General features: G+C 23.6%; 26 protein-coding genes and 1 pseudogene. 3 read left to right on the forward strand and 24 right to left on the reverse strand.

Going from position 1 to position 25,737, the window contains the following annotated elements:
• Position 1: 1 nt before the first annotated feature.
• From AACL15_RS03530 to AACL15_RS03585, 12 genes are all read right to left on the reverse strand, one after another.
• Positions 2–1,141, reverse strand: a complete 1,140-nt coding sequence (locus AACL15_RS03530) for a DNA adenine methylase (RefSeq protein WP_339033499.1) — start codon at positions 1,139–1,141, stop codon at positions 2–4.
• 390 nt (positions 1,142–1,531) lie between these two features.
• The gene (locus AACL15_RS03535) at positions 1,532–1,924 is read right to left on the reverse strand and encodes a hypothetical protein (RefSeq protein WP_339033501.1); all 393 of its coding nucleotides are present in this window, start codon (positions 1,922–1,924) and stop codon (positions 1,532–1,534) included.
• Between the two features lie 59 nt (positions 1,925–1,983).
• Positions 1,984–3,678, reverse strand: coding sequence for a DEAD/DEAH box helicase (locus AACL15_RS03540; RefSeq protein ID WP_339033502.1), 1,695 nt, complete (start codon positions 3,676–3,678; stop codon positions 1,984–1,986).
• Positions 3,671–4,528 (reverse strand): hypothetical protein, encoded by an 858-nt coding sequence (locus AACL15_RS03545; protein WP_339033504.1) that lies wholly within the window; start codon positions 4,526–4,528, stop codon positions 3,671–3,673. Before AACL15_RS03545 ends, AACL15_RS03540 begins: the two co-directional genes overlap by 8 nt.
• Positions 4,529–4,567: 39 nt before the next feature.
• On the reverse strand, positions 4,568–5,839 hold the full coding sequence (locus AACL15_RS03550; RefSeq protein WP_339033506.1) for a DUF2130 domain-containing protein: 1,272 nt from the start codon (positions 5,837–5,839) through the stop codon (positions 4,568–4,570).
• Between the two features lie 188 nt (positions 5,840–6,027).
• On the reverse strand, positions 6,028–6,171 hold the full coding sequence (locus AACL15_RS03555) for a hypothetical protein (protein WP_339033507.1): 144 nt from the start codon (positions 6,169–6,171) through the stop codon (positions 6,028–6,030).
• Positions 6,172–6,768: 597 nt separating this feature from the next.
• Positions 6,769–7,065: a hypothetical protein gene (locus AACL15_RS03560; protein ID WP_339033510.1), complete on the reverse strand. Its 297-nt coding sequence runs from the start codon at positions 7,063–7,065 to the stop codon at positions 6,769–6,771.
• A gap of 371 nt (positions 7,066–7,436) precedes the next feature.
• Positions 7,437–8,618, reverse strand: a complete 1,182-nt coding sequence (locus tag AACL15_RS03565; RefSeq protein ID WP_339033512.1) for a hypothetical protein — start codon at positions 8,616–8,618, stop codon at positions 7,437–7,439.
• A 3-nt stretch (positions 8,619–8,621) separates the two neighbouring features.
• The gene (locus tag AACL15_RS03570; RefSeq protein ID WP_339033514.1) at positions 8,622–9,728 is read right to left on the reverse strand and encodes a hypothetical protein; all 1,107 of its coding nucleotides are present in this window, start codon (positions 9,726–9,728) and stop codon (positions 8,622–8,624) included.
• A gap of 134 nt (positions 9,729–9,862) precedes the next feature.
• Complete coding sequence (locus AACL15_RS03575; protein WP_339033516.1) at positions 9,863–11,158, reverse strand: alanine--tRNA ligase-related protein; 1,296 nt, start codon at positions 11,156–11,158, stop codon at positions 9,863–9,865.
• Positions 11,159–11,357: 199 nt separating this feature from the next.
• Complete coding sequence (locus AACL15_RS03580) at positions 11,358–11,888, reverse strand: hypothetical protein (RefSeq protein ID WP_339033518.1); 531 nt, start codon at positions 11,886–11,888, stop codon at positions 11,358–11,360.
• Positions 11,878–13,272, reverse strand: a complete 1,395-nt coding sequence (locus AACL15_RS03585) for an AAA family ATPase (RefSeq protein ID WP_339033520.1) — start codon at positions 13,270–13,272, stop codon at positions 11,878–11,880. The genes AACL15_RS03580 and AACL15_RS03585 overlap by 11 nt, the downstream gene beginning before the upstream one ends.
• Positions 13,273–13,563: 291 nt before the next feature.
• Between AACL15_RS03585 and AACL15_RS03590 the strand changes: the two genes are divergently transcribed.
• Positions 13,564–14,895 carry a MutH/Sau3AI family endonuclease gene (locus AACL15_RS03590; RefSeq protein ID WP_339033522.1) on the forward strand — a complete coding sequence of 444 codons (1,332 nt, stop codon included), beginning with the start codon at positions 13,564–13,566 and terminating at the stop codon, positions 14,893–14,895.
• Positions 14,896–14,944: 49 nt separating this feature from the next.
• Here the strand turns inward: AACL15_RS03590 and AACL15_RS03595 are convergent, their stop codons facing one another.
• The 3 genes from AACL15_RS03595 to AACL15_RS03605 form a co-directional block, all read right to left on the reverse strand.
• Positions 14,945–16,651, reverse strand: coding sequence for a lipoprotein (locus AACL15_RS03595; protein WP_339033524.1), 1,707 nt, complete (start codon positions 16,649–16,651; stop codon positions 14,945–14,947).
• Positions 16,652–16,891: 240 nt separating this feature from the next.
• On the reverse strand, positions 16,892–17,575 hold the full coding sequence (locus tag AACL15_RS03600) for a lipoprotein (RefSeq protein ID WP_339033526.1): 684 nt from the start codon (positions 17,573–17,575) through the stop codon (positions 16,892–16,894).
• A 195-nt stretch (positions 17,576–17,770) separates the two neighbouring features.
• Positions 17,771–18,259, reverse strand: a complete 489-nt coding sequence (locus tag AACL15_RS03605) for a PQ-loop repeat-containing protein (RefSeq protein ID WP_339033528.1) — start codon at positions 18,257–18,259, stop codon at positions 17,771–17,773.
• Between the two features lie 147 nt (positions 18,260–18,406).
• Here AACL15_RS03605 and AACL15_RS03610 point away from each other — a divergent pair.
• Positions 18,407–18,721, forward strand: a pseudogene (locus AACL15_RS03610) (hypothetical protein); the annotation flags it as partial.
• Positions 18,722–18,790: 69 nt separating this feature from the next.
• Here the strand turns inward: AACL15_RS03610 and AACL15_RS03615 are convergent.
• The 3 genes from AACL15_RS03615 to AACL15_RS03625 all read right to left on the reverse strand — a co-directional run bounded on the left by AACL15_RS03615 (position 18,791) and on the right by AACL15_RS03625 (position 21,235).
• A complete protein-coding gene (locus tag AACL15_RS03615) occupies positions 18,791–19,738 on the reverse strand; it encodes a hypothetical protein (RefSeq protein ID WP_339033532.1) in 948 nt (315 codons plus the stop codon).
• Positions 19,708–20,631 (reverse strand): lipoprotein, encoded by a 924-nt coding sequence (locus AACL15_RS03620; protein ID WP_339033534.1) that lies wholly within the window; start codon positions 20,629–20,631, stop codon positions 19,708–19,710. Before AACL15_RS03620 ends, AACL15_RS03615 begins: the two co-directional genes overlap by 31 nt.
• 394 nt (positions 20,632–21,025) lie before the next feature.
• Positions 21,026–21,235, reverse strand: coding sequence for a hypothetical protein (locus tag AACL15_RS03625; RefSeq protein ID WP_339033536.1), 210 nt, complete (start codon positions 21,233–21,235; stop codon positions 21,026–21,028).
• Here AACL15_RS03625 and AACL15_RS03630 point away from each other — a divergent pair.
• Entirely contained in the window at positions 21,207–21,380 is a 174-nt protein-coding gene (locus tag AACL15_RS03630) for a hypothetical protein (RefSeq protein ID WP_339033538.1), read from the forward strand. The genes AACL15_RS03625 and AACL15_RS03630 overlap by 29 nt on opposite strands.
• Before the next feature lie 224 nt (positions 21,381–21,604).
• On the opposite strand, the gene AACL15_RS03635 is transcribed toward AACL15_RS03630, so the two are convergent.
• The 6 genes from AACL15_RS03635 to AACL15_RS03660 form a co-directional block, all read right to left on the reverse strand.
• Positions 21,605–22,690, reverse strand: a complete 1,086-nt coding sequence (locus tag AACL15_RS03635; RefSeq protein WP_339033540.1) for a putative cysteine peptidase — start codon at positions 22,688–22,690, stop codon at positions 21,605–21,607.
• Positions 22,691–22,958: 268 nt separating this feature from the next.
• Positions 22,959–23,639, reverse strand: coding sequence for a putative cysteine peptidase (locus AACL15_RS03640; protein WP_339033542.1), 681 nt, complete (start codon positions 23,637–23,639; stop codon positions 22,959–22,961).
• On the reverse strand, positions 23,618–24,049 hold the full coding sequence (locus AACL15_RS03645) for a lipoprotein (RefSeq protein ID WP_339033544.1): 432 nt from the start codon (positions 24,047–24,049) through the stop codon (positions 23,618–23,620). The genes AACL15_RS03640 and AACL15_RS03645 overlap by 22 nt, the downstream gene beginning before the upstream one ends.
• A gap of 100 nt (positions 24,050–24,149) precedes the next feature.
• Entirely contained in the window at positions 24,150–24,368 is a 219-nt protein-coding gene (locus AACL15_RS03650) for a hypothetical protein (protein ID WP_339033546.1), read from the reverse strand.
• Between the two features lie 198 nt (positions 24,369–24,566).
• Positions 24,567–24,941: a hypothetical protein gene (locus AACL15_RS03655; protein WP_339033548.1), complete on the reverse strand. Its 375-nt coding sequence runs from the start codon at positions 24,939–24,941 to the stop codon at positions 24,567–24,569.
• A gap of 242 nt (positions 24,942–25,183) precedes the next feature.
• Positions 25,184–25,621, reverse strand: a complete 438-nt coding sequence (locus AACL15_RS03660; protein WP_339033550.1) for a MarR family winged helix-turn-helix transcriptional regulator — start codon at positions 25,619–25,621, stop codon at positions 25,184–25,186.
• Positions 25,622–25,737: the final 116 nt, after the last annotated feature.

The following is a 25,737-nucleotide window of genomic DNA, read 5'->3' on the forward strand; positions in this document are numbered from 1 at the left end:
ATTAAAAACCCCTTTTTTCTAAAACAATTAAGTACTCAGAAACATATAAACTACGTTCATTTAAATTTCTACTACCTCTAAAAGTATTATATGGAATATCTTTAATTGATACCTCTCCATATTTTTTACAAATAAGTTCTATATCCTTTATCTTCATAAAACCCTCAGAGTTATAGGATATAATTATGTATTTTGCTCTCAAATTATGGATTAACTTTTCAAACTCATTTAAAACTATACTTTTTTTATTGTAAACTGACCTATTCCAATTTTTTGGTATTCCAGATATTTTACTTATATCACTTTCAATTTTATTTTTTGCAATTATATTTAACATAAAGTAATTAGAACCATAAGGATGTTGATTATAAGGTGGGTCTAGGTAGACAATATCTGCATATTTAATTTGTTTAGCTAATTCATTAGCATCCTCGCACCTTACTTCTACTTTACAATTAAAATTACTTAAGATTGGCTTATTAATTACTATTTTTGATTTTATTCTACTCAATGCATACTCACCAGTTCCACCAAACTTACCAACACCAGTATTTTTGTCTTTATAAAAACCTTTAAATAACCCTGCTGTATTATTTTTTATTGAGCTTTCAACAAGTAGTGGTGCTAAAAAAAATATCTTATACTCTTCTTTAACAACTTTATCAATTGCATTTCTCAAGGTATCAATAAAAATTGCATTCTCAGTAGTGTAAAAAACTCTTTCATTTATTTTTATATTTTGGATATTTTTTGGAGCATAAGAATTGTATATATGTCCCCTTATTTGATTATTTTTCATAAACTCTAAAACTTTATTTTTTTCAATTTCATACTCCTTATCATTAAATTTATTAATGTTAGTGAGATAACACTTATTTAAAAAATAGGAATATAGTTCTAAATCATTACTTATTAATTTACTGGAGTATTTTTTTAACATTCTTGAAACAATTCCTGATCCACTAAATAAGTCAACATTAATTGTTTTATTATTTTTTAACTTAGATTGTATTTGTTTTATCTCTTGTTCAATAAACTCAATCAATGCTCTTTTATTTCCCAAATATGTTATGATTTGTTGTTTTAAATAATTCTTATTCTCAGTTAGTTTGTTTCTATCAATTTTTTTATAATCTAGCATCTTTTTTTGCTCAAAATAATTTCTCATACTATAAAGAAATAAATTTATCTTTCTAATATTTTTATTTTCAAGGAAAAAAAAAAAAAAAAGCAATAGATTTATTTGCTTTTTTTAAAAAATATTAATAGATTCAGAAAAACTAGATAACCATTTCAAGATATTCTTGATATTTTTTTATTTTTAAACATTTAATAATATTTTTAATACTATAATCATAATTTAACTCATTATAATCTAAATTTCCTATTATTTTAGATATAAAATTTCTATTTATATCCATTGAATTCAATACTAATAATATTTCTCTTTTAATATCCTTATTTTCATCTTCTTCTTCTAATTCTTCATTATAAATTATTTCATCAATTTTATTAGATGCTTCATTGAAAACTAAAGAAGTAATATTATTAAAAAAGGCTTAATATATTTTTCCAAAATATTATTTCTATTCAGTATATAAAAATCAATAAATTTATTCATATGAGTTTTATTACTATAATCAAATTGTTCATCCTCATTGAAAAATCTCTTATTTGAAATTGAGTGATATACATCTGAAATATAATATGTTTCATTTGAGGAAGTTACAGAATTTAAATAATTCATATAACCAATTTTTATACTTTTATTGAATATAAAATCATCAAATACTAGCCTAATTCTATTTAAGAAAAAATCATTATCATTTGATACATAGTAGTAATTTTTAAATAAATCAAATATATTGTCTCTATTTTTATCATCAGCTTTAATATTTATTAAATAATTTTTATAAAGCTCCAAATTATCTAGAATTAAATCATTAAACTCCTTTACTTTAATAATTGGATTAACGAAATCAATTAGATTATATTCCTTGTAATTTTTTTAATATTACCTTCTGGATCAATAACTTTATTTTCAATACTATCCAAAGAATCTGACAACTCTCTACTAAATTTAACATTATTTTTTTTTGATTTTATATTAAAAACTATCTTATTTCAGTTTTCCATATTTTTTTCTTTATTTTGTTTTACTTTCTCAATTATATTTTTTAATTCAATTTCATTTGTTTTAATATTTTTATTGAAAATTGAATCCGGTTGAAATTTATTAAATTTGTTAAAAACACTCTTTATACTAGTGAATACTTCACCCACAATTTTACTTCCAACTCTTCCAACTCTTCCAACTAAATTTGCTAAATTTAAATAGTCGGCTTTGTTTCCATTAGTTCTTGAATTAAGTATTATTAGTCTTTCACAATTAAGATTTACTCCGTAAGTAATAGTACTAGAACAAAAAATATTTATAAAGTCACCTTCTCTAAAAGATTTCTCTATCATCCTTCTTAAAGTTGTTTCCATATTTCCATTGTGAATTAAACAATTCATTTTAATAAATTCAAAAATTCTAAAATTATCATACTCTGTTATAAATTCTCTTACATAATTAATTATAATTTTTTTCTTGTATTCGTTATCTAAATTATGAGGATTAATATTATCTATATTTAAAAAATAAATTTTAGAATTTGAGATATATATTATACTTTGTTTTCTAGTTTTTAATATTTCTTTTCATCACTCGTTTTCATGATTAATCTTTAAATTAATCCCTTCTTTCCCATTGTAATACACTAAATTATCTTTTTCATTATAGTGAAATATCAGCTGAGTTGATAAAGAATTATCACTGTTTAATTCTTTCACTTTAAAATTATCAATTCTATTTTCAATCTGTATTGAGGAATTCTTTAAGTAAGGTAATAAAAAATATGATTTAGCACTTTGTTTTTTGGCAGAAATTAATAAATTTCAATTAAAATTACTTCTTTCACTATAAGAATCAGCCATAGTTGTATAAAATTCATCGAATATAAGTACAGTATTTTTATCAATTAGTGACATATTATTGGAAAACAAGTTTAATGCTCTTTCTTGAGTTAAAATATTAATTGAGTTTTTTTTATAAGTGGAGCTTAAATTAGTTGCTACTCCTTCTTTATTTAAAAAATTAAAATACTCATTTACTAATGAAAGAGTTGGAACAATAAAAATAACCATCTTGCCTTCTTTAAATTTCTGTAATGCATATCATCTAATTAAAGTTGATTTACCAACAGAAGTAGGTGCTGATATAAGCAGGTTATTACTATCTTCAATGGATTTTATAGCTTTTTTTTGAAATTCATTAAATAAATTTTTCTTGCCTATATTTTTTGTTTGTTCTATTCTATCAATGTAGTTTCTTATATTTAATTTATCTATATCTAAAATTTCTGTTAAAGCTTTTTTATTATTATATCCCAATTTATGTTTAAACATAAATTTAGTTAATTCATTTACATTAGTAATTTCTTCTAATATATTGAATATATCTTTTAAATAATTTTTAATTTCTGTATCTGATTCATTTATTCAATACAATCAATTTATTATTCCTGAGAAATTATTAATATAATTATTTCTCAATTTAATATTTAAATATTTAATATTAAGGTATTCCTTTTTTAGAATACCTAAAACTTTTTGTAATAAATCTTTATTAGTCATTAAAAAATATCTCCAAGTCATTATAAAAATTATCTACATGATTTTTATCTATTTCACCGAAATTTTTATCTACTGGAAAAAAAATATTTATTTCTAGATCTGGATTATTAAGATTCTTAGTATATAACCGTAAATCTTTTTCTACATCTTCTTTTAAAATTTTTTTATTTGAAAAAAACAAAATTGAAGTTAAACAATCTTTGTATAAATAATCCTTAATATAATATTTTTCTTGATTCTTTGTTTTTGATTTTTGGCTTTCATCTTTATTGCTATTACTATCTAATTCAACAAACTTATTAAATGCTTCCTCAAGTTGCTTAAAACATAATTTATTTAATTTATTTTTTAGTTCTTCTTCGGCATTAATGATTGCTCATAGATCCTCTATTGCAATACCAATATGCTCTTTAACATTAAGAAATGTTCCATCAGTAATTTCTTGAATAAATGCAGAATCAAAACCATCTTTCAATCTTTTTTTAAAATCACTATATGCACTTTTTGACTCCAAAATTATTAACTTATTTATTTTTTTAGATATAAGTATATTATCCATCCCAAATTTAGCTAATTTTCTTCGCTTATTTGGTCTTCATCCTATTGCAAAACAATCATATTTGTCAGATATGTATGCTGATGCTAAGTATTCTAGAAAAATACCAACAGCAAAGTTCAATTGACCATTTCTTCTAAAAAAATCCCTTGGAAATATAGAATTAAATACTGGATTTTTTGTTGGATTATACAATTGCACTTTTCTATTTTTTAATTTTTTTTCTAATTCTTTTAATATACAGTCCGCTTCATTTTGTGTTGCGGACTCTATTAAAAGTATATTATCTTTCATTTATTTTACCCATAGTTTAGTAAATTTATATTAAATTTACTATATATTAAACCCTTCTAGGAAATCTAACATTAATGTCTGTCAATTTCTTCATAATTTTTCACGATTTTTTTTGATATCTTCAACTTTATTTACAATTGTTCTTTCATTTGCTTCAATTCCTTCAATTGATTTTTGTATAATGCCTTTAAATGTTTCAAAGGATTTAAGTTTTCATGAATTGAATTTATCATAAGCTTCATTATTATCAGATTTGCCCCTTAAATTTGATTCAATTAAAATTAATTTTCTTACCATTGAAGACACAAATACAAAACTATCAGGATCTGCAATTAAAATATTTTTATTTTTTTGTGAAACTAAAAATGGCACTTTAAATTTTTCATTTGTACTTGTTGCAACAAGTACAGCATAGTTAGCGCCTTCCTTTGCCATATCTTCTGTTAACTTTGGCTCTCAACTATCTTTTCATTCACCATTTTTACACTCAAAAACTATTTTTCCAAGATCTAATTCTTTCTCTCTTACTATTTGTAAAAAGTCAGCTTTAGTACCTGTTCGTGTAATTTTATTTATTTCATCTCCTGTTAAAGATGCTAATTTTCTTAATTCTAACTCTACTTCGTTCTCTCAATTTTCACCTTTTGTTTTATTGTTTAAAATTCTATTTGTTGCATTAGCAACTTTTAAATCAGTTATTTCTTTTTCTTTTAAAGAAATAACTTCTTCATATTTTGTTTTAAGCTCCAGCTCTTTTTGATTTAAAATTAATTTATTTTCACTTTCAATTTTTTGCACTTCTAAAAGAGCTTGATTTGTTTTAGCTTCTCATTGTGCTTTTTGCAAATTAAAGTTACTTTCTAATTCCAATTTTAGTTTTTCTACTTTTTGTTCATGTAGTTGATCTAAAGAATTTGCTTCAGCTTCCAATTTTTGAATTTTGTTCATTAAAGTTGTAACTTCAACTTGTTTTTCTTCCAAGAATTTCGCTTTTAAATTTGCTTCTAATTCCTTTAAATCTCTTTGATTATTAAGTTTAATAGTTTCAATACTTGTATTTAATGTATCAATATTGCTTTTTAAAGCAGAAATGGTTTTTTCATTTTGAAGTTCCAAATCTTTTTTTTGAGACTCTAATTCAAGACTGTAAGTTTTTTGCAGTCTTTGTGTAATTTGAGTTTCAATTGCTTTTGTTAACTCTTCTTCTAAGTGTTTTTTAAACTCATTGATACTTTCACTATCTCTAGTTTCTAATTGCATTAGATCAATTTCTTGATTACAATTTGAACAAGTTATTAGTAATTTTTTCATATTTATTTCCTCTTTTTCTTTCTTTGAGAGGAGCTGGAATAAGTTATACTTACACATCAGGAACTATTTATCCATCAGTAATAATTTAAACTTTTAAATTATTTTTTTGTTGCTTATTGCAACACTCATATAGTAGCAAAAAAAACATAAAAAAGGCATAAAAGTTTAAAGTTTTATGCCTAAAAAGTCTATCTAATAGCATTAAAACCTCTTGAACCAGAATTTGTATCCTTTATTCAATTAGTTTCTAACTTCTTTAATTCCTCTCTTGTTCAACTTATCTGTGATAAGTTTTCTTCTAAAATAAAGAAGTAAATATTTTCTAATTTCAAGTCATAGTGTTTTACATATTCAACTATTTTTTCATATTTTAGCTCTAATTCTTTTCTATTCTGATAGAAAACTTTTTCTATACTATTAATATGTTGTTTTCATCTACTAAAAATATTATTTGCTTGACCAATATAGATTGGAATTTTATAAGTATCTTTTTGATTATCATTTATAATTTTTATTCCATAAATACCTTAATTACTATTTTGATATAAGCCATTTTTTATATTATTAAAACTAATACCTCTTTTTATATTAAAAAAATTATCTAAAGAATTATCATTTTTTTCAAGTACTTTATACTTTAAATTAAAGTATGTTTCCCTATTTATTATTTCAATATTACAATAAAAATTATGAAATAGATTACGTAAATAATTTAATAAGAGACAATATCAAATAAGAAATGATAAAGATACTATAAAAGAAAGTACCAACATAATAAGTAAAAAATTGTTCATAGGTTTATCATTAGAAAGATTTATCATTAATGAAATGCCAAATAAAAATATAAGTAGAAAACTTATTATTGATGTTAAAAGGATAAAACCACCCTTTTTATTTTCCTTTTCTAGTTTTTGATCTAAATCACTGGCTTACCTTCTTTTATCTATTTGATATGAGTTATATTCGTTCAAATTATTAAACTTATTAAACTCTAAGCTTTCAATGAAAGGATTTATTTTATTAGATTCTTTTATTGTATATCTCTTTATTCCACCTCTTGGTCCAATTTCTTTTATAAATTTATAACTTTGTTCTAAGGAATAAAAATTTGCTATTTCATTATCATTAGATAAATCTAAATTTAAAAAATTTTTTTTCTTAAAAGCAATTTCTGCTTTTTTATTTCTAATATTAAAAATAGTTTTAATAAAAAATAAATCTTTCATTTTATAATATTCCTTTCGTATTTAATTATTGGATAATATACTTTTTATAAGTACATATTCAATTTTAACATTTGAATAAAAGTATTAATACTAGTTTCAAATTTAAACATGTAAATTATATTTTAATATTCAAAGGTATTTAATTACTTCTTATTATAAATAAGTAGTATTAATTTTAATAAAAATAAATTTTATTTTTAAAAATTATCCTTTGCTATTTATTACTCTCATTATTATAACTCTTATAGCTTTAATACCTATTTTAAATATTTTTTAGTTTAAAATAGCAATAAAATTTTTAGTTTAATAATAAGGTAAATATTTTAGAGAGATAAACTTAATTAAAAAAAGATAAGTAATATTACTTATCATTATTTCCTATCACAGTTAATATTAATTCAAAAATCTCCTCTTAATTCTGGATCATTATTTTTTTCATTTATGCTTAAATAAAGCTCTATTTCTGTTTCACCACTATCAAAGTAAGCTTGCATATCTTCTTTAGAAAAGAAATATTGCTCTCCTCCTTTTTCAAAACTCATAATGATGTTTTGACTATCACTTCAATTTATATTTGCCCGACTAATTTGTTTCTGTTCCTTAATTGAATCAGATACAATTTTATTTATATCTGATGGCAGTCTTTCTAGATCAAATAAAAAAAGTAAAATTACACTTTGTCTGTAAGACTTAATATCTTCAATAATCACATCACTAACATCTATAACCTTTGGTTCTGGGGTTTCTGGGGTTTCTGGTTCCCCAGGATACTCATAAAATCAAATTTTTCCTCAGATTTTTTGATTTTCTAAATTAGTTTCTTTAAACTCCAATTCACTTATGTAGAAATAGTCATCATTTGTTATTTTCATAATTGATTCAGATTCTTCACCTTGAATTTCAGAACCATACATATTTCATAACCCAATTTTATCTACAACTGTGTTTAAAACATTAAAGTCAGTTTGATATTTTTTTAAAAAAAATTCTTCTGCAAAATGCATTAAAGCTGATTGAAAAAAATCATAAAATTTTTTATAAGTAATTTCTTTAATACCATTATCAATAAAATCTTTTGCTTCTCATTTTTTTTGCTTTAAAAAAGAACTAGGTTCTTTTTCTGAAATATCATATATCATCGAAACCTCAAACTCTTTTGATTCTATAAATTTAAATTTTCTATTCTTTTGAGAAGTATAAAGAGACAACTCAAATTTGTAAGTCTCAAAATTAAAATCTTCAATTTCTTTTATATGAATTAAATGTTGATTTATAATTTTAGTTTTTATAGTTTCAGGATCCTTATAAGTAACAATATTTTGATCTTCTATTAATACTTCGTTCCCATAATTTTTATTTGTCCTTTTTAAAAAATTTAAAAAGTTCCTTTCCTCGGTTGGAGTATTATAACGATTTATTGGATAATTCTTAATAACAAACTTATTTATATTTGGAGCTGGATTTCCTCATACAATTTTTGATTTACATGATATTGTATACAAAGAAGGTATAAATATTGAATTTATACTAAGTAATAAGAATATTTTTTTCATTTTCTAACTAAATTGAATATTTTTAATATTCAATTGTGCTCCAGCTCTTGCTCAATAAGCATTCATTCAGTTTGCATATGCCTCAGCTTGAATATTAAATGTTAATTCTATTTCCGTATCATTCTTTGTAAATTCTATATAAGTTCAAGCTTTAGAAGTATTTCAATTAACACTTCCAAAATATTCTTTATTTCATATATCCTTTCTTGAAGCATCTGCTAAACTAATTGATGTTTTTGTAGGTTCAACATTTGTTCAATCATCTTCATTATAAGTTTTTACTTTGTACTCTCCTGAATAAGTAAAATCAACTTTACTAAATTTATTTCTAAAATTTTCAAGTCCAAACTCTGGTTTATATTCAATTTTATAACTCCTATTCTCTTCTTGATATGAATTATACGCCTCAGCTTCTATTTTTTCTGATTTTCAAGTTTCTAATAATTTTACTTTTGCTTGATATGTTAATACTACTCTGCCAACATAAGGACCACTTGGGTCTGCTTCCAAAATTAAATTTTTATAATTAACAGTTTCAAATTCAACATCTGTTCTTTTTATATTAGAATTAAGTTCAAAAAATTTATTGAAAACTTTATCTTGAGTTGGATTTTCAATAGCTCCTAAATCCTTGTATTCGATAACCTCGCTCAGTTGTTTAGGTTCTTCAATTATCTCTTCACTTTTAGTTACATCGACATTAAATTCTAAAAATCCAAAATATGTTGGATTATTTTTATCAGCCATAAATTTTAATTTTTGACTTATTTGTTCATTTGGTTTGGGTACTTTAATTGGGAAACCTATTTTCTTTCAATTTTCTGGATAAAATAAAACATCCATTAAAGCATCTGTAATGATATCATTCTCCATATTTGATGTCATTATTTCAGTCATTATATAGTCATAAATTTCCTCATCAGTTGTTGATGGTGTGGTTCAATCCAGATTACTAACAGTATCATTGGTTTTTATTTTTGATAGTACTATCTTTTCTTGGTCATTTTCATTTAGTACTATTGTGTTATTCAAGTTGTTATTATTTGCTATAGTAGCAACGCTTGGAGAAGTTAACCCCACGCTTGCAATAAAGCCTAATAATAAATTCATTCTTTTCTTTCTCTCCTTTTTTGTAGCTTCAATTACTTGAAACTACAAAATTATCTTATTCTCTAATAGATTAAAAGTATTTTTTCTTTTAGTTTAAGAAACTCATAGAAAAGATTGTTTTTAGTAAAGAGTTTTTAGTTTAGTGGTGAATTAACACTTTTAATTATTATTTTTCCTTGGGCAGTTTTATCATTTCCTCCACCTTTAATTTCAAAACTTAAATGATTTAACATTTTTTCTAAAGCATTAATTTTAGAATTTGATTTACATAAATAAATTTTTGAAGTTAAATCAAATACTTCAACAAAGGCATTACTATTATTTTTTAAAATTAAATCTGCAATAAAGTTTAAATCCTTATTTTCTAAAAAAGATTCTTCTATTGAAAATAAATTATAATCTAGTGAAGAAATTGGACTAATATCTTTATATTTTTTATATAGTAAATCTTTCTTTTTAGAATCAATTTCATTTAAAAAATCTGGGATTTGAATTTTTAAATCAGTTGCCAGTGATTTAAATTTTATATAATCTTGTCAGCTAGTTTCTTTTTGTTGACTGTATTTTTTTGTTAAGTGTACTCATGCACTTAACATCATTTCGACATTATCATCTTTGCCATACTTTTTTAAATTACTATATTTTAAAATAAGTTGTTCAACTTCTTTAAATTCTGTTTCACAAAAACTATTATATGCTAAGTTAATTTCAAAGTTTTTTGTTTTAGCATAGAAACGATAAACACCACTTCCCTTTGATTCATAACTTGTAATCAGAAAATCTTCAATATCTTTTAAAGAATTAACATGTGTTCCACTACAAAGTTGAATTGAAGCATTATCAAACTTTACAATTCTTAAGTCACCTTCTAATTGTTTTTGATTAAATTCAATTGCTAAATTATATTTTTCTTTTGCAGTTTTTGCATCGACAATAAACTCTTCTTTTTTGGCATTAGTTGTCATTTTCTGTTTTACTATATTATTTAGTTCATAAATATTTGATCAAGAAATTTTTTGCTCAATATACATATCCATTCTTAAACCACTTTCATCATTGAAATATCCTTTACCAATACTGGTAGGAAAAATTTCACGTAAAGTGTCAAAAAGTAAATGAGCTGCACTGTGATTTTGACTAACAAGATCTCTGTGATTTTTATCTAACTTGGCTATTACTTGTGACCCTACTTTAATATCATTAATTAACTCTACTTTATGTACTACTTTATCTTCACTAATAGCTAGTCCAAGGACTTTATATTCTTTTTTATTAAATATGATAACTCCTTTATCACTAATTTGTCCTGCAGATTCTGGAAAGAATACTGTTTCTTTCAAATACATTAATGTAAATTTTTCTTTATTAATAAATTCTGTTAAACTTGTTTCAATTTCATTTAGTTGATATCCTTTAAAATTTTTTAACATTTTTTTGTTCTCCTCTTATTATCTTTCAAACAAATTTGAATAGATAAGATATACTTATTATAATTTTTATTACAATAAACTCAATGTTAATAATTAATATGATTTAAATTTTATATTTTAGACTCTTTATTAAATGTTTTTATATATTAACTTCTAATTTTTAAAAGCATTGCTCATATCTTTTTGCTTTATTATTAATTTAAAGCTCAAATTTTAATGAGAATTTTTTATACCTAAATGTATTACTTGTATAAATTTCAATCTTATTTTTCAATTTCTCTTCTTCTAAATTAATATTAATCATTTCTTTAAACTCTTCCAATTTTTGCCTATTTTTTGAATGGTTTTCATCTCAGTCCGAAGAAATTGCACATATGAATATTACTGAGCCAAAATGATTTGCTCATGAAAGATAATTTAATGACTCTCAAGATTTGATTAATTGCTCGGATATTTCTTTGGCCTTTTTAAGTTTAAATTCCTTATCAAAATTTAAAAAATTTTTAAGCATTTTGAATTCTATAAGAGCAATTGTCTTTTTATTATAAATACTTAATGCATCACATCTTTTAATTTGATTAAAAAATTTCTTTTCCAATTCCATAGCTTCCTCAAAATTTATTACCTCTTGATTTTCACTAGACAAAACACTTTCCTCTTCTGTTGTCTTAGATACTACTTTTCAAGAGCATCTATAAACCTCTAAGGTTTTATGAAATTTAATATTCATTTTTTAAATCCTCCATATAATCATAAGTAGAAGAAAATCTTGTCAAAATCTCTAAACAATTATTTGAAACATATGCAAAATTCTTACCATCAATGCGTTCAAAAAATATATAAGTATTTTTATCTTCTTGCTTCTCAAATTTTCTAAAGGCACTAACAACATAAGGGCTATGAGTTGTTATAAATACTTCTGAGAAAAATTTTTTTTGTAATTGAATAATAATATTAATTAAATCAATTTGTGAAAAGGAATTTAATGAAACTTCAATCTCATCAAAGAACATCGCATTAAGTACTAAATCCCTTGCATTTTCAATGAAAAAATATAAGCCTAAAACAGTTTTTAATCCATTAGATAAACTATAGTCATTATCTTTATTAAAAATATTATTCTTTGTTTTAAGTTTATTAAGATCTAATTTTGGGTCCATCTTAAGCAATAAGTTCTTAATTAATTTTAGTATTCTATTTCTTTCTTCTTCATTATTTTTTGCATTTGAATCTTCATCAGCTAATCATTCATAACCATTTTTATTAAATGAAAGACTATGTCTTCCTATAAATTTATTTTCTTTTGGAAAATAATTACCTTTATTTTCCTCAAACTCAAATAAAAACCCTTCCAGTTCGCTATCTACAAAACTTAGTCTAATATTATTATCAATCATATCTATTCCATTTGTTATTTCATTCAAATTTGATATATATTTTACTCTTCCAGTAATTATATTAAAATATGAAATACTAAAGTCTACATTCTCTTTATTATGATAAAGAGAATTTTTATCATCTTTAATAACTATTTCAAATTCATCATTTTTAATAAAGTCCTTAAAATTTAACTCTATTAATTTTTTATAAATTATTTTAGCAAATCTATTAAGTAAATTTTCTCTATTATCATAATTTACAATATAAAAATTAACTAGATTTTCAATTTTATCAAACTCTTCTTTAATTTTTTCTATTCTTTCAGGAATATTAGATAAGTTTTGCAAAACATTAAAAAGAGCTCCAATAGGATTTTTAAATATGACTTTAAGATAGTTACTTATTATTCCTCCTAAATAATTTATAATTTCTTCAAATTTACTAATTTCATAATTATTGTCACTTTTTAAATCTTCTATTTGAATATTTAAAAGTCTCTCTATTTCTCTATTTAAGCCATTAATTCTTTTGATAATAGCTTCAATAAAATCCATTTTTTGATTATCTAAATTTATGTCAGATGTAATCTCTATTGTTTGATTATATACTTTCAATATTTTTAATAAAGTTGTTTTTCCAGTGGCATTATCTCCTGTTATTATCACCATTGAATTCTTTTCAGATATAAAAGATAAATTACTAATTGGACCAAATTCTTTTATTTTGACTTGCATTTTTTACCCTCAATTCAATATTAATATTATATTTGAAAGAAAGATACAAACTAAAACTTTATTAAAAATACCTTTATTAACAAATTAATTATTCTCAGTCAATTATTAATTTATTTTTAAAAATTCACTTTTTCTTTACATTTTCTAGTGCTTTAAAATAATTATTTTAAAGCATAAGTTTCTATATTCTCTTGAATCTAAATAGAAAATTAAAGCTAAATATTGCTTATTGATAGACCATTAAGTAAAAAATTACTTTATAATCAAGTAGTAAAGAGGAACTTTAATATCATGGATGATAAACAATATAAACAAGACTTATTAGAAGTCTTTGAAGTAGCACAAAAAGCTATTGGCAAAACACTAAGAGAATTAGCTGGCAATAAATTAGATAGAATAAGATACTTTGATAATAAAGAAAAAGTAAAACATGTTATTCAACAAGCTGTTTTTGATATTGGTTTAATGAGTAAAATGGAATATACCTTTGAAGATCTACAATTAGAATTAAAACCAGTAGCATTAAAATATAATAAATATGGGGAATTAATTGTAAAAGAAAGAATGGTATTAAATGACATTTATTACGATGAAATCGTTAATGAAACATTTAAAACAAGTAGATTTATTAATAAGAATCAATTATTGCTAATTATGACCTATATTCATGATTATGAAAAAGATTTTTTAGATTATCAAATTAAAGATGCTTTTATTATTGATATTAGTCGACAAAAAGAATTTTTTTTAATTGTTAATGACTGATTAGCAATTCAAGAAAAAGTTAAAAAAGGTAAAGCTGAAGATTTAAATGAAGGATTTACAAATATTTTGTCAGCTTCAACAAAAAGTCAAAATCGAATTGATTTAAAGAAACAACCATATTCAAATGTTTTAGTAAGATTTAGAAACTACTCATTTAATATTAATTTCTTAAAGGAAATTATTTCAAAAAAAATTAGAAAAATTGATTATTTAAATGAAATATTTGAAGAAAAAGAAATTAATGATATTGCAGATTTTAAAAATGAACAAATTGAAGAGTATTTAACAAGTATTATTGGTACAGATATATCTAAATATACACAATCAAAAGCAAATCAATGACACCAAATGGCTTTTGAAAATTATTTAAAAGAACATAATAGAGCAATGTATGACTTTATTAAAGTAACTAATTATAAACTAATTCATAAATTGACTGATAATAGTAACCTTCAAGAACAAATCTCAACCAATTATGAATTAGACCCTTTTGAAATTTTAAATGATGAATTTGAAGAAAGTACATTTTATCAAGATATAATTTTAAAAACCTATATTGTAATAATGATTGATAAGACAAATAACCAGGTTTTAAACTTTAAGTTATTTAGACTAAGTGATGAAAATATTAAAAAAGCTCAAAGTGTTTTTTACAATGCAAGAAAAGAAATTCAAAGAATTATATCTCTTGGTATAACAAAAGATATTGATCCAAATTTTACTAAAATTAAAGATAACTTAGCTATTCATTTAAGAAAAAGTAAGAAAGCAAATAACACAATTTATAAAGTAAATGACAAAGAATTTGAAATTCCAGCATATGAATTTTGAATTAATAAAGATGTCATTTTTAAATAAAAGAAAAAGATTCTTAAATGAATCTTTTTTTTATATTTATTTAGTATAACTAAGCTGATTTAATTTTAACAATAACTGAAAAAGTATTTTCTTCTCCAGATTTAATAACATAACCATCTTTTGCTTTCACAATAACTTTAATAGTTATATCTTCAGTTTCGCCTTCGCTTGTAGGTTCACCATCAAATTGTAAGCCCTCTGCTAATTTAGCTGTTTTTACAGCATCAATAGCTTCTTGTTTACTTTTAAAATCTTTTCCACTTGTAGTTGCTTCCAATGCAGCTTTTACACCACTAGTTGAAACTTCTTTTAAAGGTAATTTAACTTTTGCAATAACAGAGAATTTAGTTTCTTCTCCAGATTTAATAACATAACCTTCTGTTGCTTTTACAACAACATTAATAGTCACACTTTCAGGTTCACCTTCACTTGTAGGTTCACCATCAAATTTTAATCCCTCTGCTAATTTAGCTGTTTTTACAGCATCAATAGCCTCTTGTTTACTTTTAAAATCTTTTCCACTTGTAGTTGCTTCCAATGCAGCTTTTACACCACTAGTTGAAACTTCTTTTAAAGGTATTTTAACTTTTGCAATAACAGAGAATTTAGTTTCTTCTCCAGATTTAATAACATAACCTTCTTTTGCTTTCACAACAACATTAATAGTCACACTTTCAGGTTCACCTTCACTTGTAGGTTCACCATCAAATTGTAATCCCTCTGCTAATTTAGCAGTTTTTACAGCATCAATAGCTTCTTGCTTACTTTTAAAATCTTTTCCACTTGTAGTTGCTTCCAATGCAGCTTTTACACCACTAGTTGAAACTTCTTTTAAAGGTATTTTAACTTTTGCAATAACAGAGAATTTAGTTTCTTCTCCAGATTTAATAACATAACCTTCTTTTGCTTTTACAATAACATTAATAGTCACATTTCCAGTTTCACCTTCACTTGTAGGTTCACCATCAAATTGTAATCCATCTGCTAATTTAGCTGTTTTTACAGCATCAATAGCTTCTTGTTTACTTTTAAAATCTTTTCCACTTGTAGTTGCTTCTAATGCACTTTGAACACCACTTGTTGAAACCTCTTTTACAACTCCAGTTACTTTTGCAATAACAGAGAATTTAGTTTCTTCTCCATCTTTAATTTTATACCCATCTTTTGCTTTGACAACAACATTAACAGTTACATCACCTGTTTCACCCTTAGTCGTAGGTTCACCATCAAATTGTAAACCCTCTGCTAATTTAGCAGTTTTTATAGCATTAACAGCTTCTTGTTTAGTACTAAATTCTTTTTCTTTTACTGTTGCATCTAAAATGCCTTGAACTTCATTTGTTAAAACTTCTTTAACCACTGATGAAGTATCTTTTTTAACAGTAACATTAATTTTTTTTGTTGATAAAACATCTTGTTTTCCTTCAACTTCAACACCATATGTAATTGTTATAGTTTCTTTAACATCTTTATCTTTTGGTAATTTAGTTGGTGTTATGGTAACTACTACATCACCATTATCACTAACTTCACCAAAAGTAACTGTTAAAATTGATTCCTTTACATTTGATACTGATTTAACAACTGCTTTATCAGTTTTTTTCCCTAAATTTATTGTTATTTTTTTAGATTCCAGTTTTGAAAATTCTAAGTCTTCAATTTTCTCTCCACCGTCTTCGTTACCACATGCAACAACTGTTGCACTAGTTGTAGCAACTAAACCAGCTGCTCCTAATAATCCTAATAATTTTTTCATTCTTTCTCCTTTTATTATTTTTATAATAAAAGTACCTTGTTCTCACTCAAGTCTAGTACTATTATAACTAATTAGTATCTTAAAATTGCAAGTAGTTAAAAATAATTTTATATTTAACTACTATACATTATTAACTTTGCTACTTTTTTATGTTTAATTTATAAAATCCAAATTAAACATAAAAAAAAGATTCATTTAAAGAATCTTTTTATAAAAATCTAAGTATTAATTTTAAATTGATTATCAGTTTAAAGCAATCTCAATTGACCCTTGTTCATAAACTGTTGAACCTTCTTTAACTGTAATTGTTAATTTACCATTTACTGCCTCTTTAGCTGGATTAGCTACTGGATCTTCTCCTTCTTCAACAGCTGCTACAGGAGCTTTTGTTAATGTAGCACTTACTTCTGCAACATTTAAGTTAGCATTTTTTGCTTTAACATCTACTAAGTAAGCATCAGCAGTTTTAACTTCCTCAATTGTTAATGTTTTAACTGTTACATGAGTTGCAATATTTACTAATTCAGGAGTTGTAGCTTCCCCTTTTTTAACAGTAACGTTAATTTTTGTTGTTGTTAAAACTTCTTGTTTTCCATCTTTTTCAACACCATATGTAACTGTTAAAACTTCTTTAAGATCTTTTTCAGTTGGTAATTCAGATGGTGTAACAGTAATTACTACATCACCATTATCTGCAACTTCACCAGCAGATACTGATAAAATTGACTTATCTTTTGCATCAGATACTGATTTAACAACTGCTTTATCAGTTTTTTTACCAACATTAATTTTTATAGTTGTTGGTTCAAGTTTTGAAATTTCTAGAGACTTATCCACTACTTTTTCTCCACCACAAGCAACAACTGTTGCACTTGTTGTAGCAACTAAACCAGCTGCTCCTAATAATCCTAATAATTTTTTCATTTTTTATTCCTCCATACTTTTTTTGAAAGCACCCCACACACATTTCAAGTTATTATTATTATAATTTACTTTAAGGTCTTTAATTTTATGGGTTAGAATATAAAAATATTTTTATATAAATAAAAAAATACATCTTTTATTAAAAAAAAAAAAAAAATGTAATCTTAATGTGTAATAATTACATTTTTTTTCTGATTATTCAACTTGATCTTCAAGGGCTTCCACTTGTTCTTCTAGAACTTCAACATTATCTTGAAGTTCTTCAATTTTCTCTTGCATATTAATTATCTCTTCACTTAGTAATTCATTTTCCTTTTTTATTTCAACTACAGACATTTCATCCAAATTTTCATTTGTCTTCTTATCTTTTTTGAGTCGATTTAAAGTCATCTTATCTTTTATTTTATTTGAAATTATAAAACATAATATAAATAATGAGGCTGCCATTGCAGATAAATTAGCACACCCTACTTGTAAGTCAACTGGTTCTTTAATAAATGCATAACTAGTTCAAATACAAGCATTAAGAAAAGTTAAAAAGAACATAATTGGAGATAATGCTTTTGTATTTTTAGTAACACATACCTTAATTACTTGAGGCAATAGCATTGAGAAACTTGTTGCAAAACCAACTCAACCAAGAATATCATTTGCTAGTAATTTTGAAGCTGATGTTAATATCATATTAATTTTCTCCCTTATTCACTAATATTAGCAAATAAGTTTAATCTGTTCAATAAATAAAACTAAAAGGTCATGCAAAATTTGTAAATAACATATGATAATGTCTCAATATATAACAAATAGAAATGTCTCAATATTTATATAAATATTGATATCCTCCAATTACAATTAAGTATTGGAGGTAACAATTATGAAATTAAAAAAATTATTTCTGGAGAAATAACAAAAATGAGAGCAGAGCAAATTTTTAACTGCACAAGAAGAAAAATTAATGGAAATATTAAAAGATTATTAAATGAAGGTATATCTGCATTTATACATAAAAACTGAGGCAAATTATCAAATAGGTCTACACCCTATGAAATTGAACAAAGAATATTAAATTTAAGAAATGAAAAATATTATGACTATAATATAGTTCATTGCAAAGAATCCTTAGAAGAATATGAAGATCTAAAAGTTTAATATATTTGAAATTATATTTTATTATTCAAATTTCTGGTATATTTTTTTATTAAATAGAAGATTTTATTAAATAAATTTAATAAAATCTTTTTGACCTAAGGTTTTTGAACCTAATGTGATTTGATCTAAATCAATATAAAAATTAATGTAACCTAAATCTAAAAGCATAATATTATTATTTATATTCCTATTTTTATTATTTCATTTTAAACTAATTCCATTTTCATTTGTAAATCAATCAAAGTCTGTATAATTTCATACATTAGTTGGACTTGAAAGGTTTTTTTGCTGTAGTCCTAAGGAATATATAGAAGTTTCAGGAAGTTTTGCTTGATTTAACATAGTTAATCTTTCTTCTGTAAATCCAAAACGACCACTTAAACCAAAATTTAAATAAAAATTAAATGAGTTTCCATTACCTCAATTTGTTGTTTTGTCTTTTTCTATAAATTTACTAGTTAAATTTGAAGCTCTGATAACCATCAAAAAATCTTGAGCAGAATTATATTCTGGATAATCCTGATCATATTCCACTCCAATTGCTTCATGCCAAGCTTGTAAACTATTTACAGAAAATTTTACCATATTTTCTAAAGCTTTTTCATCAGATTGCTGATTGTCAATTAAATAATTAACTGCAATTTTAAAATCAGGTAATTCTTGAGTATAATTATCTCCCAAATTAATTGATAAACCAGTCAAATTAACATATCCTAGTGCCAATGATTTTTTGAAATCATCTGTTTGAGCAATAGGAGAATTTTTATCAATTGATAATTCTTTTAAGAAATTTTCCTTTGAAACAGTAAACTGGTCTTGTCAAATTTTATAATTGTTACTTGTAAAGTAGTTTGCTAATAATAAATTTTGCGTATCTGAATTATTAGGATTATTTCTGAAAATAGTATTTAGCATTATTCTACCTTCAGCAGTTTTATAATCATACTTAATTGAATTTGCATCATTATAACTTTTTACATTATTTATTTTATTAAATAATGAGTATTTGCTCATCTCAGATGATTTATAAATAACATCTTTTTTAAAAGAAGCGGTAATGTACTACTAATTTCACTAAAATATTTACTTTTAATGAAATTAATCATTGATGTTCTAAAACCATTTCCACCGCCCTCACCATTATCTTGATAATAATCTTTAAACTCTTTTTCATAATTTCCATAACCATCAGATTCATCTTTTAAACCTTTAATATCATTTCATTTTAAATTTGTATGTTTTTTGTCAACTTCTGCAGATGAAGAAAAATAATCTTTAGTAATTCCTTTATAAAATTCATCACTTGCTTTTTTTAAAAGGTCACTATCAGTTGAAGTATATTTAAAATTATCACTAATATTAAAAAACTCAATATCTGTAGTTCCTTTATATTGAATTTCAATTTTATAATCAACGATTACATTTCCCAAATATAAATTTTCACCTTCATGTGCTTTAATGATTAATTTTTCTCAAACAAAATCTACATTTTTAACCAAAGTATCAACATCGCTTAAAAGAATTTTGTATTTGTTGATTGTTTTTAATTCATTTAATGATTTTGTCAATTCAGAAATATCCAAAACTTTCTTTATATCTATTTCTAATTGTTGCAAATCATCAGAAGTAAGTTCCTTAGCTGTTTTACCATTATACTCAGTAATTTTATTTTTATTTAAAAATTTGTTGTTAACTTCTGTTTGTTCTAAACCAATTAAATTTTTATAAACATTATTTTCTAAATGTTTTTTAAAAATTTCATTTGATTGTACCTTCAATTCCTGAATTAATTCGTTATTATCATCAGGCACTTTTGGATCTGTTGTTTTATTACCACAACCTATTACAGTTGCACTGCTTGTAGCTACTAAACTTAGTGTGCCTAATAAACTTAATAATTTTTTCATTTTAATTTCTCCTTTTATTTTTTTATACTTTACTAAAAAAGCAAGTATTTTTTATTATAAACATAATTTTAAGATAGACTACATAACCTTACTATTGAAACTATTAGTCTCAATAAAGATTGTTTATTCTAATTGTTCTTTATAAGAATAAATTCTTTCAATCTAGTTTTAAAATTCTTTAATGAATCAAAAACTATTTCATAATTTTTGAAAAAAATATCTTTATATTATCTTTTTAGAAATTCAGTAGTAGAATTATATTTAAATTAAACGTTGACATTAAATATATAGAATGATTAAATAATTCCTTAACAATAAAAAATGTATCTGCAATTATCTCTAGTTTATTAGTTACTAATTGTCAAAATAAATTATCATTAATATTTTTTTGAACTTATGAAGGATTTAACTCAATCTTTTGATATTTATATGTAAAAGTTACTTCTCCTGTATAAAAAGGAGCAGCCCATTTATCAATAGCTTTAAGTTTACAAGATTCTTTAGTTAGTGTATCTGCAAAGACAATTCATTCAAAATCAACTGTTAATTTTCAGTCAGTAATATATTCATGAGCTTTGAATATAGCATCATATATTGTTTCCAATGTTGGTAGATCTTCTTCTCCTGAAATATTGCCAAGATCAAAAACCTCAAATTCATCAGCGAATGTTTGCTTAATTTTTGGTGTAGTATCAAAGCAAGAAACTACGCTAGAACTAGCTGCAATTGGCTTATTTATAATTCCATAAACTAAAAATTCATTTAATTACATAATTATTTTATAACTTATTGTATAAAATTCAAATATAAAAGTGTTATTTATTTGGAGTTTAAAGATGATAAAAAGATAAAATACTATTTAAAAATCTATTATTTTATTATAAAAAATGACAACCTTTCTATTAACTGCTTAGTCTTTTTAAAGTTATCTATTTTCTTGACTGACTATTTTGGACAAATAAATTATTTAATCTTATTTATCTCTTAGACCATATCAAAATCCCATACTGAAATATGATCATATTTCAGATTTTTTAATTATTTGCAACCCATTACCCCTATTAGGCCAACCATAATTAACTGCATATTCTTTAGTTGAACTATTAAACCCATATATTACAATTGAATGTGCCTCACCTTTAGCAAAAAATGAAAGCAATACTGGTCTATTATATTTTTTTATTCAAGTTTCAGGTTTTGAAGTATGCGATCAACTAACTGAATAATCATCAATTAAATTATTTGAATAATCACCTAGTCATTTCTTCATAATTTTTCTCATACTCTTACCTTCACGAATATCAGTTCATCTTCCACCATCATCTGAGCGAATTTTATCATACATTAAATAAGGAATAGCTTTTTTATTACCACTATCAAATTCATTATGCTTTACATCTTTAGAGTTTAACTGATAAAAATATTTATTTTTATCATAAGTAGAATATAAATTATGCTTACCAAATATTTGAGAATAATTTATTAACATATTTAAAGATATATATTCGCATAATCCTTGACCATTACTTGCTCCATAACTTTTCAAATCAGTATAAGCTAATTGAGATGCTGATTCTAAATTTGCTATTCATTTTCAATTAGAGACTAAATTTGAAAATTTACTTATTTCATCTAAAGAACCCGTTCTTTTTTTAATTTTTCTTTGCTCAAAAAGCAAATCATAAGAGATTTCAGGTTCTAATATCTTTTGATATTTATATGTAAATGTTACTTCCCCTGTATAAAAAGGAGCAGCCCATTTATCAATAACTTTAAGTTTACAAGATTCTTTAGTTGGTGTATCTGCAAATTCAATTCTTTCAAAATCAACTACTAATTTTCATAGATCAAGATGCGAATGAACTTCGTTTACAGCATCATATATTGTTTCCAATGTTGGTAGATCTTCTTCTCCTGAAATATCTCCAAGTTCAAAGATTTCAAATTGATCAGCAAATGTATAATCAATTTTTGGTGTAGTATCAAAACAAGAAACAACGTTAGAACTAGCTGTAATTGACAAGCAACTTGCCCCTAATAATCCTAGTATTTTTTTCATAATCTTACCCTTTCATTATTAATACCTAATTTGTAATTCAATAAACTAAAAACTTATTTAATTACATAATTATTTTATAACTTATTGTATAAAATTCAAATATAAAAGTGTTATTTGTTGTGAATTTAAAGATATAAAAAGATAGAATACTCTTAAAAGATCTATTATTTGACCAAAAAAAATTGACAACCTTTCTATTAACTGCTTAGTCTTTTTAAAGTTATCTATTTTCTTGACTGACTATTTTGGACAAAGAAATTATTTAATCTTATTTATCTCTTAGACCATATCAAAATCCTTTACTAAAATAATATCAAAGTTTTGATTTTTTAACAATTTGTCTACTATAATCATAATCTGGTCAGCCATAATTAACTACATATTCATTTGTAGTGCTGCTATAACCATAAATAACAACTGAATGTGCTTCTCCATTCATAAAATATGAAAATAGTACAGGTTGTTTATAATTTTTAATTCAATCTTCCGGATTTGAAGTGTGTGATCAACTAACTGAATAATCATCAATTAAATTTTCTGAATAATCACCTAGTCATGTTTTCATAATTTTTCTAATACTTTTTCCCTCTCTAATATCATGTCATCTACCTCCATATTTATCTAATGTTTTCTTATACATTAAATATGGAATAGCTTCTTTATTTCCACTTCCTCATGAATTATGAATTTCTCCATTATAATTTAATTTATAAAAATGTTTTTTTATATCCGATGAAGAATATAAATTGTGTTTTCCAAATACTTGCAAATAATTAATTAGCAAATTTAAAGCAATATACTCACATAATCCTTTTACATCAGGAGATGTACTATAATTAATTAAATCTCTATATGCTAATTGTGAAGATGTAGTTATTTCTTGTATTCATTTTCAATTATTAACTAAATTAGAAAATTTGCTAATTCCTAATGAATCACAAGTCTTCATTTATTTTTTTCACTTTGAAAATTTGAAATTTCACTTATTTCCTTTTGTTCAATTTTTTTATAATTATATTTAAATGTAGCTTCACCTGTTAAAGTTGGATAATCATATCCCTCCATAACTCTAATAGTACATGATTCAATTGTAGGTTCTTTTGTAAATATAATATATTCACTTTCAATTGCTCATTTTCAATTCTCGTCTATTTCTCTTTGAGATTTTTTAATTTCCTCATATATTAATTTAATATCTGGAATTTCACTTGTACCTGAAATTATTCCTAAATCAAAGGTTTTAAATTCATCTTTTAATGTATGTTTAATTGTTGGTTTTGTATCAATGCAAGATACAACACTTGAGGATGAAGTTATAAATAAACTAATTGTCCCTAATAAACTTAATAATTTTTTCATATTTTTATCCTTTCTGTAGAGTTATTATTGTATCAAATTCCAACTGTTGTTTTATTTTTTTCTATAAACTTACTAGTTAAATTTTAAGTTCTGATAACCATTAAGAAATCTTGAGCAGAATTATACTCAAATATTCCTGATTATAATCCACTCCAAATGTTTCATGTCAAACTTTTAAACTATTTACAGAAAATTTGGCCATATTTTCTAAAATCTTTTCATTAGATTGTTGATTGTCAATTAAATAATTAACTGCTATTTTAAAATCAGGTAATTCTTGAGTATAGTTATCTCCTAAATTAATTGATAAACCTGTCAAATTAACATATCCTAATGCCAATGAGTTTTTGAAATCATCTATTTGAGCAATAGGATAATTTTTATCAATTGATAAATATTTTAGACAACTTTAATATTTTCTGGATTATGAAATTCAAAACTATAATTTGCATGTATATTAATCATAAGGAAATTTATTTAGAATTTTTATTTTTTTATTACTAATATTTAAATGAACTTATGAAGGATTTAACTCAATCTTTTGATATTTATATGTAAATGTTACTTCCCCTGTATAAAAAGGAACAGCCCATTTGTCAATAACTTTAAGTTTACAAGATTCTTTAGTTGGTGTATCTGCAAATTCAATTCATTCAAAATCAACTACTGATTTTCAGTCGCTAATATGTTCATGAGCTTTCAATATAGCATCATATATTATTTGCAATGTTGGTACATCTTCTTCTCCTGAAATATCTCCAAGTTCAAAGATTTCAAATTCATCAACAAATGTATGTTTAATTTTTGGTGTAGTATCAAAACAAGAAACCACGTTAGAACTAGCTGCAATTGCCAAGTAACTTACCCCTAATAATCCTAATATTTTTTTCATAATCTTACCCTTTCATTATTAATACCTATTTTATAATTTCATAAACTAAAAAAATATTATAGTTTATTTAATTACATAATTATTTTATAACTTATTGTATAAAATTAAAATATAAAAGTGTTATTTGTTGTGAATTTAAAGATGATAAAAAGATAGCATACTATTAAAAGATCTATTATTTTGCCTATTCTCATATAGCTTTTTAATAACCGTTATTTAAATTTTTTTAATAATTCCTGATATTAAAAATTAGAATACTTATTGATTATTTTTTTAAACATCATCGTTAATTCTCTTGTGTTTTCTTCATTAAAGCCCATTTCTTTTTCATATTCATTAACTCAATCAATTATATCTTTTACTACTTGTTCACCTTTTTGAGTTAAGTAAATTTCATTTTCATTTGCTCTTGTAGAAATTCTTTTGACAATATAGTTATTATCAGTTAATGATTTGATGTTTCTGTGGATAGTTGAAGTATTTGTATTAGTTAAATCTGCTAATTCTACTTGACTAATTCCTTCAACATTTTTAATAAACATTAAATGTAGATATGCTAATGAATACAGATCTGGATACTTTTTCATCATATCTTTACTGATTCTTTTACTTATTATAATGATAACTAAATTACCTTTAACAAGTGTACTTAAATTATCTAAATTATATTGTTTTTTCATTGACACCCCACTAATAATGTTATAAGATTATCTTATTTCAAATGAAACAAGTAAGTTTATTTGAAATAAATTATTTTATAACTATTAAATATTATAAAGAAAAAAAGAAAGGAATT

The sequence above is a fragment of the Spiroplasma endosymbiont of Cantharis rufa genome (genome assembly GCF_964019665.1).
Lineage (GTDB): Bacteria > Bacillota_I > Bacilli_A > Mycoplasmatales > Mycoplasmataceae > Spiroplasma_A.